The organism is Effusibacillus sp. SKA8 (genome assembly GCF_058273125.1).
The window spans coordinates 1-827 of sequence record NZ_JBZCSF010000043.1 but is presented as its reverse complement, the minus strand read 5'-3'; the positions used below and the strand labels follow the sequence as shown (position 1 = coordinate 827).

Here is an 827-nt window from a genome sequence, read left to right as displayed (position 1 = left end):
TGCCGTCCCGCTCATAGGCTTCCTTCCGGCGAGCGAGGAAGTGGTTAAACACAAACCGGTAGCACCCGATGGTGCGTCGAATTTGTTGTGCTTGTTCTTTTGTCGGATAGAGACGGAAGGAATAGGCTTTGTGCATGAGGATCACCAAGAAAATTATACCATATCGCGCTTCATCCCACTCTTTCAGGGGTGGGATGAAGCGCGGGATTTCTGTAAAACAAAAACCCCTTGCACCGCAAGGAGTTTTAAATCGGTACATATATTTGGAGCGGGTGATGGGAATCGAACCCACGCCGCCAGCTTGGAAGGCTGGAGTTCTACCATTGAACTACACCCGCAAACCCTTGGTCGGAGCAGAGGGATTTGAACCCCCGACCTCTTGGTCCCAAGCCAAGCGCGCTACCAAGCTGCGCTATGCTCCGAACAATTTATTCAGATATACGCTGGTGGGCCCACCAGGACTCGAACCTGGGACCAACCGGTTATGAGCCGGCCGCTCTAACCAACTGAGCTATAGGCCCCAAATGCAACCTGCAAAATGAAAGCAACCCCAAAGGGGAAAACTACCATGGAGCGGAAGACGGGGATCGAACCCGCGGCCCTCGCCTTGGCAAGGCGATGCTCTACCTCTGAGCTACTTCCGCACACCCATTATACATGTTATACAACCATTGATTTAGGATAACACGCAGATCAAATCGAAATCAAGAAGAAAAGCCTGGCTGGGGAGGTAGGGATCGAACCTACGCATGACGGAGTCAAAGTCCGTTGCCTTACCGCTTGGCGACTCCCCAAAGCAAAGATAGCCTAGCGGCGACCTACTCTCC

The 827-nt window shown here is 52.6% G+C and carries 1 protein-coding gene and 5 tRNA genes; all 6 read right to left on the bottom strand.

Translation table 11 applies throughout. The features are described 5' to 3' along the window. Nucleotides 1-136 (bottom strand): helix-turn-helix domain-containing protein (locus AC4ED1_RS14680; protein ID WP_490939872.1); only part of this gene is annotated, 136 nt, incomplete at its 3' end. 128 nt (nucleotides 137-264) lie between these two features. Continuing rightward, a tRNA-Gly gene (locus AC4ED1_RS14675) sits at nucleotides 265-338 on the bottom strand. A 7-nt stretch (nucleotides 339-345) separates the two neighbouring features. Then, nucleotides 346-422, bottom strand: a tRNA-Pro gene (locus AC4ED1_RS14670). Nucleotides 423-444: 22 nt separating this feature from the next. Beyond that, nucleotides 445-521, bottom strand: a tRNA-Ile gene (locus AC4ED1_RS14665). Between the two features lie 48 nt (nucleotides 522-569). Beyond that, a tRNA-Gly gene (locus AC4ED1_RS14660) sits at nucleotides 570-644 on the bottom strand. Nucleotides 645-719: 75 nt separating this feature from the next. Then, a tRNA-Gln gene (locus AC4ED1_RS14655) sits at nucleotides 720-794 on the bottom strand. Between the last annotated feature and the right edge of the window lie 33 nt (nucleotides 795-827).